This is a genomic window from Mycobacterium sp. UM_Kg27, assembly GCF_000972905.1.
Taxonomy (GTDB): Bacteria; Actinomycetota; Actinomycetes; order Mycobacteriales; family Mycobacteriaceae; genus Mycobacterium.
The window spans coordinates 1-6,792 of sequence record NZ_JRMM01000180.1 but is presented as its reverse complement, the minus strand read 5'-3'; the positions used below and the strand labels follow the sequence as shown (position 1 = coordinate 6,792).

At 63.8% G+C, this 6,792-nt stretch carries 4 protein-coding genes and 2 pseudogenes; 2 read left to right on the top strand and 4 right to left on the bottom strand.

Annotated features, from left to right (window positions below; genetic code table 11):
- Positions 1–540, top strand: a pseudogene (locus LI94_RS19550) (hypothetical protein); the annotation flags it as partial.
- Positions 541–817: 277 nt separating this feature from the next.
- Here LI94_RS19550 and LI94_RS19545 read toward each other — a convergent pair.
- The 3 genes from LI94_RS19545 to LI94_RS19535 all read right to left on the bottom strand — a co-directional run bounded on the left by LI94_RS19545 (position 818) and on the right by LI94_RS19535 (position 6,185).
- Complete coding sequence (locus LI94_RS19545; protein WP_046302236.1) at positions 818–3,583, bottom strand: phage/plasmid primase, P4 family; 2,766 nt, start codon at positions 3,581–3,583, stop codon at positions 818–820.
- Positions 3,583–3,894, bottom strand: coding sequence for a hypothetical protein (locus LI94_RS19540; RefSeq protein ID WP_046302235.1), 312 nt, complete (start codon positions 3,892–3,894; stop codon positions 3,583–3,585). Before LI94_RS19540 ends, LI94_RS19545 begins: the two co-directional genes overlap by 1 nt.
- Before the next feature lie 875 nt (positions 3,895–4,769).
- Positions 4,770–6,185 (bottom strand): recombinase family protein, encoded by a 1,416-nt coding sequence (locus tag LI94_RS19535; protein WP_131721474.1) that lies wholly within the window; start codon positions 6,183–6,185, stop codon positions 4,770–4,772.
- Between the two features lie 23 nt (positions 6,186–6,208).
- Between LI94_RS19535 and LI94_RS19530 the strand changes: the two are divergent.
- Positions 6,209–6,508 (top strand): annotated as a pseudogene (locus LI94_RS19530) (hotdog fold domain-containing protein); the annotation flags it as partial.
- Between the two features lie 47 nt (positions 6,509–6,555).
- Here the strand turns inward: LI94_RS19530 and LI94_RS19525 are convergent.
- On the bottom strand, positions 6,556–6,792 hold a 237-nt coding region (locus LI94_RS19525), incomplete at its 5' end, for a carboxylesterase family protein (RefSeq protein WP_152664882.1).

Here is a 6,792-nt window from a genome sequence, read left to right as displayed (position 1 = left end):
TCGAAGCGCTTCACTACGATCACAGGCACACCCCACCGAAGGCGGGGTGATTCAAGGAAATCAGTCCCCGGACTTACCGGGACGGCTCATTATGTGACTTCTTCGGGCTCTTCGGCAGCGGACATGTTGAAACGCAATGCTGGCAATCTGGATCTGATCGGCGATGTCGCGGAACGTTTGGGGATCAACGCGAAACGCGCCAAGTCGGGGTTTAAGGTCACCGAGCCGATTAAGGGTGGCGCGCAGTACACCGACTTGCCGGTGTACAGCGATTGGCAGATCACGTCAGGGTTCGCGCATGGGCGACCGTGGGCACATCACGGGTTCTTACACCGCGAGCAGGTCGACAGCGGCGCGGACGGTCACCCCGTCTATCGGATGACCGCACGCAAGGACATCACGCTCTACTTCGCCGTGCAGGCATTGCACCTTTTGGGCGAGCTTCTTCGGTTGCGAGATCGACGTGCCGGTCTGGCGATGCCGCCACGGCCGGACGGACTGCCAGACCATGAACCGAAAGCGCGACAGCCACGCGGCTGATCCCCAGCGAGCCCTGGGCCACCCGGGACTTCGTTAGCTGCGTGCGGGGCTGGCCGCTGTTGCCGCGCACGGGCGCAGGGGCCGCCGTCCCCACGACGCCACGTCTTAACAGGCCCCAGAGATCAATGACGTTGTGGGAGCCAGGTATCGGACTAGCCGCCGGGTAGTTGGTATGCAAGGGGCGCAAGGATGAAATTGGCCGTCGCTCATACGAGGTCCAATGTAAAGGATCTCCAATTTCATCCTTGCATCCCTTGCACTTCCACCATCCCGCTGGTCAGGACCGTTTTGCCCGCTCCGCCCACCCCTCCTCTACAGCTTCTCCACCCTCGTCGACCCGGAAGCCGACCCCGAGCATCGCCATGGTCCGCTTCGGTAGCGGAGCGCCCGTAGGTTGGCCGGAGACCCTGCTCGGTCTCCGAGACAACCCCTCCCGGCTAGTGGAGACCTGGCCCTTGCGCACCCCAGCCTTGTCAACATCCTCGTGACCGAGGAACCGTGAGGTGAACGTCTGCGCGGTCCACTGCCGATGCTTCGCGTCCGCCGACCAGGAGGTGAAGTCGTCGAACAAATCCCCCGTCGGCACCCACTGCTGTGGGTCGAAGACCAGGCGTTCAGTGATGTAGCGGAGCATCACGTCCGACTGTTCACGCCACTGAGCCGTGGCCTCGGTGACGCTTCTCGGGTCTGCTGACATGGCCATGTCATTGGCATACCAGCGCCGTGCACCTTCGACCAGCCAGGCCAGCACGGCCTGCTGCTGCTCCGTCCCGCCCTCGACCCTTCCCCGCAGGCCCGGATCTCCCAACCGGTCGTCGGGCCCCAGCCTCTCCCCCGCCTTGCGGTAGGTGTACGGAAAATCCAACATCACCAGCCGCCGCCACGTTCCGTGGTCCGACTCGTCGACCTTCGGAAAGTAATTCGTCGTGATGACCGCACTGTGAGTCGGCTTCCAGGAGACCGAGTCCTTGCCGATATGGCGAGCGGTCATCTCGCCGGTGCCTTGGATGTCCTTGAGGCGTTTAACGTTGATGTGCTGGTCGGGGAACTCCTCCATGACGGCCAGCCTGGCCCCACAAAGCTTCATCATCTCGGTGGGATGATCACTCGGCCTGGCCAGCAAAATCCGCTCGGGCATGGACACCATGTAGTCGCCGCCGAGTGCACCCCGGACGCCGTCAACGATCGTGGTCTTCCCATTCGATCCGCCGCCCTTCAGGACGAGCAGCCTGTCGTCCGGCACCGGGTGGCCCGTTATGCCCTGACCTAGCCGTTCCTGTAGCCAGACTTCACACTCGGCGTCCGGCAGGGCCTCCAATGCCTTATCCCAGTCCTCGTGCACCGCGTAGGGCACATAGTCGACGTCGATGACCTTCGTCAGGTACAGCTCGCGGCCGTGCGGACTCAGCTCACCGGTGCGCAGGTCAACCACGCCGTTGCCTACGTTGAGCAGGTCCGGATGATCATCGAAGCGGATCGACTGTGACTCTTTCGCGCTGACCATCCTTGCCACCCCGGCGAGACCCTCGATGCGGCTCCTGGACAGCAGCCCGGAGATCTTCTGCAGCCGGTTGTGGTCGGCACCGGCGAGCGCGCCACCCCGATGCAGCTCTATCAGTGCACTACGGACCTCGTCAGCGACGATCGGGTCCTTAGTCCGCGTCCACCGCCGCCCGTCATAGTGCATCCATCCGAACTCGGCGGTCCACTGGTAGTCCTGCAAGCTCTCCCGATAGATGCGCTCACCTAGATAAGCGTCCTCCAGCCGATCAGTGGTGTCGATCTCCCCGCTGTCGGACCGCTGAACGTCGACGCTCTCGGCCCAGTACTCGGAGTCGGTCTGCCCTGCGTCTCTGTCCCGACCTCCGCACTCTCGCAGGGCTTCCTCGTCACTCTTGGCTTCTGCCCTGCGGATGGCCTCTTGCAACTCGGGCGCTCCCTCGTCGACCCGAAGCTCTCGGCCCAAGTCATCAACCGTGAACCTGCCCAGGACGACATCCCGGCCGCGCCCGTAGTCGCTCTCGGTGATCCGCCCGCACCGGTGAGCGCAGGCCAACCGGATGAAGCAGCTCAACATCCAGTGATGACGACCATTGACCGCCTCGGTCTTCCAGCCCTCGATCATCGACAGGACGTACGGGTGGGTGAGCATCCCGTAGCGCCAGTCTCCGGCCTTACCCGCGACGGTCGCGCCGTCACCGCTGCCGGGTCTACTCTTCGGGGCCTCAGCCGGGATACCAGCCTCATCCAGGGCGTTCTCCACCCACTCCAGCGTGAGCGGTTCAGGTATGCCCAGCGGGGACTCCACCAGCTCAACCAGGCCCGGCTGGTCTGGCCGCTTTCTGTTGTATGACCCCGGCCAACGCAGGACCCGACTCATGTCGCTGACGTTGTCGACCTTGACACCATGCCGTGCTGCGACGTGGTCCACCAGCCGCTGGAACCGCCGCAGCCCGTTCTGCGCCCGCTCTCTGGCCGCGTTATCCTTCCACGGCTCCTCGGGGTTGAGCTTGAATCGCCAGGCGGGGTCGCCCACGTCGAGCAACCAATACGGGTGCAGTCCACCGCTGCCGGAGTCCACCAGCGCGATGGGGTTGGCCCCCAACATCTCGCTGACCTCCTTGACGATCATTAAGGCCTGGTCGACATCAACGCAGGCACCGTCCTTGCCGACGTCAAGGTCCGCCCAGAGCGCGACGCACCGGGTCACGTCTTCCGCCCTCCCCCGTCCACCGCGCACATGCCTACCGATGGGGTTGACCCCGAACCAGACGTTTGCGTCATTGATGTGTTCGGCAGCAACCCGGGCAGCGTCACTACCGCTGGTCAGTTGGGCCATGAAGTTGCGGTCGGGGCGCTGCCAGCACACGCTGACGTGCTCGTCCTGCCGGATGCCAAGCAGCTCCAAAAGCGGGGCACCTGAACCACCGACGACACTAGCGGCCATCACATCGAGTACGTCATGCTCATCCTGGTCGTTAGGCTGGCGGTTCTCCTCGGTGACCCCGTCGCGCTCCTCGCCGGGGTTGCTGTTCTCCACCATCAGCCGATCACCTCAGCGCTGCGAACAGCCCCAGAATCGATGCCCTCGGCGCGCGGGGCATGCCGGACCTGGCCTTCGGGTACGGCCGACGCCTTACCGTGAGCTTCTGAGATGACTTTTTGGCATATGGCTTCCTGGGCGCGGATAAAGTCCTCGACGGCGGAGCGCCGGTAGCAGACCTTGCCCGCAATCATCAGGTGCGGCGGCCAGGAACGACCTTCCTTGCGCTTGCGGCGCTCCGTGCTGTCGGAGACGCCGAGCCATTCCAGTAAGACCTGTCGGCTGATGATGTTGCATTGGGTGTCGCTCATCGTGATCCTCCGTCGGCCTGCGGTGGCCGTAACCGGATGGAGGCTTTGACCCCATCTACGCCTTGTGACCGACTCGGAACGTGTTTGACAGGGTCTGAATGCGAACGCCCGATCGCTGCACGATGCGCTCAACTTGGTGACTCGAAGCCCAACGGCAGGTCGGGTCTCGTTACGAAAAACAAGCCAGGCGGTCGAACTTGCTCACGCCGGAACCCTCGCCCCCGAGGTCCTGTGCGGGTGCTACCCAAACAATTGAGCGCCGAATCCGCCACGCGCACGCGGGGCACCGTAGCCGGGCCTCCTGATCGATGGTGGTGAGAATCACCGGCACTCGACACCACCCTCAGCCTCCCTGCGACAGAAGTCCGACAATCCGTTGGCGGACTTGCGTAGTCATCGGGGGAGCCTTATCTAGGGCATCCTCGATGGCCTTGACAAGGCGTTCCTCCTGCATAAGCCGCCGAGCGTCTACCAGCTCTGGGTCATCGCCAGGCCGGGAGCGAGTCAGCGCAGCATAGCGCGCTCGATGTCGCTGAAAGTCCCTGGCAGACAAGGGTTTCTCCTGGAAAGATGAAGAGAGAGAACGCAATGACTTTTTGCGTGCCGGTCTCATCTCAGCGCCCGGTTACTCAACGTCCGGGCGGTCCGCCGCAGCCCCGCTGCACTTGTCAGCCTTGGCGTGACCCCTTCAAGCTTGCTGCCCAGTGTAAGCAGCTTCCGGCCGTCGCAGCAACCCCGATAATCTCGCTAAAACATCTACTGCCAGCGTATTTAACCTCTATAGGTCGACTATAGCAACGCTATAGGACGGCTGAATTCCGTTTGGTAGACCACCGGTATTCGATAGCCGGGGCGGCTGACCAGCGCAAACCTCTTCAGCGCCAGTTGATCTCAACGAAGTCAGGATCGAAGTTCCTCACGCCCTTGCGGACTGGGTTCACGACCACCTCGAACAGGGAGTTGACGATTTTTCCTCTGAGGTCGGGCGATGCGGCCAGCCAGCGCTCGACCAGCTTGTCGGTGTCCAACGCGGCCGGGTCATCTTCCCCGGCCAACAGCGCGAGCGCCGGAGGGCTCGCTACAGCATCGGCCAGGCGGCGGTCGATCGCGTCAATCTCGGCGGTGAGCACGGCAGACTCGCGTTCCACTGCGGCCATGTCGAGCACCCCTGTTCGGAGCAACGTGGCCAGCTGATCCTTAGTCGTAGCCTTGGCTTCCCGCTCAGCTCGCAAACCGTCGAAATCAACACCGTCTTGGCCTCGACGAAGGTCCGCACCTAAACCGTGGCGCTCCAGATAACCGAGCACCACTCTCTCGACATAACCATCCAGTGCCGCCTGATTGCGGCCCACATGCGCACCAGGGCGGCGACAAACGTATGCCGCTGGCCGGTCCCGACCGTGCGGGCGGGCGACGTACAACGGCCCCTTGCACAGGCCACACCGGGCAATACCGGACAACATGTGCCTGCGCTCGAACGCCACCGCGTTGCGCCGTTCCGGGTCACGCAAGAAGGCCCAAAGTCCTCGCCAGATACCTTCGTCGATGATCGGCTCCCATGCGCCCTGCCCGATGATCTCGCCACGGTGGACCCGCAGCGCAGCGAGTCGCGCGTTGGTCAGGACCCGACGGACATGAAGGTTCGTCCACTGCGCACCACGCACCGTCGTCACCCCTGACGCGTTCCACTCGCGGGCAACGGCATGCAGCGACTTGCCCGCAAGGACGTCCGTCGCCGCATGGCGCAGCATTGTGGCTTCCGGCTCCAGGGGTACACCGGTCTTGTCGTAGCCGAAGGGCCGCGATCCGGTCGAACACCACCGTCCGGCCAGAGCATGCTCCTTGTTGGCCAACTTGCGCCGTTCGGCATGGTGCTCCGACTCCTGCCGCGCCACCGACCCGAGAATGCGTCCGATCATCCGCCCGGCCGAGGTGGAGAGGTCCAAGTCGCCAGAACTGACTGTCTGAATCTGGATACCACCGCCCTCCGCCACATCGATGATGCGCTCCAGATCCTTCATCGAGCGGTACAACCGGTCGATGTGCCAAACGATCAACACCGAGAAATCGCCCGCCGCCATGGCGTCGAGCAGCTTCTCGAAATCAGGTCGCGCACGCCCCGAGTACGCACTGACGTCGTTGTCGCGGTAGGTGGCAACAAGTTCGTGCCCTCCGGAATCCGCAAGCTCACGGCACTCCTTGAGCTGTCGATCAGCGCCGACCTGCTCACCGGTCAGATCTCGGGAGATCCTCGTGTAAATGGCACACCGCATGGCTACCAGCGTATCCACTACGTGCCCAAAGATCGAAACTCTTTGTCTACAACCACCTGCACACCGTGCACGCGATTGCGTCCTGCAACGCCGCCGAGGTCGCGATGGGGATGCTGATGGAGGCCACCGTCCCGCGCAGCCACCGCTGGATCCCCAAGGCGATGAACGTGGCCTACCTGGCCAAGGCGACCACGTCGTTGCGGGCGACCGCCCGGTTGGATCCGCCGGAATTCGGCTCGATCGTCGAAGGCACCGAGTTGGTGGTGCCGGTCAGCATCACCGACAAGTCCGGCGTCGAGGTGGTGCACGCCGACATCACCACCTGGGTCACGCCGGCCTGAACTGTGCTCTGCCCGCCGAGCCGGCCCGCCCAATGAAGAAGTGAGAGTCAGCCGCGCAAGGTCGCCCAGAAGTCGCACTGGTGCTCGGCGGCGAAGTCGGTGATCGTCCGGCTGCCGTCGGTCCGCAGCGACATCCACCGCCGGTCGGGGCCGGTTCCGATCGCGGGCCAGTCGGGTTGATCCACGGCGATCGGCGCACCGGTCACCACGAACCCGGTCCAGTACTCGATCATCTGGTCGGACAGCCGGCGCTGGGCGGGGTCCAGCGGCTGTCTCTTATACAC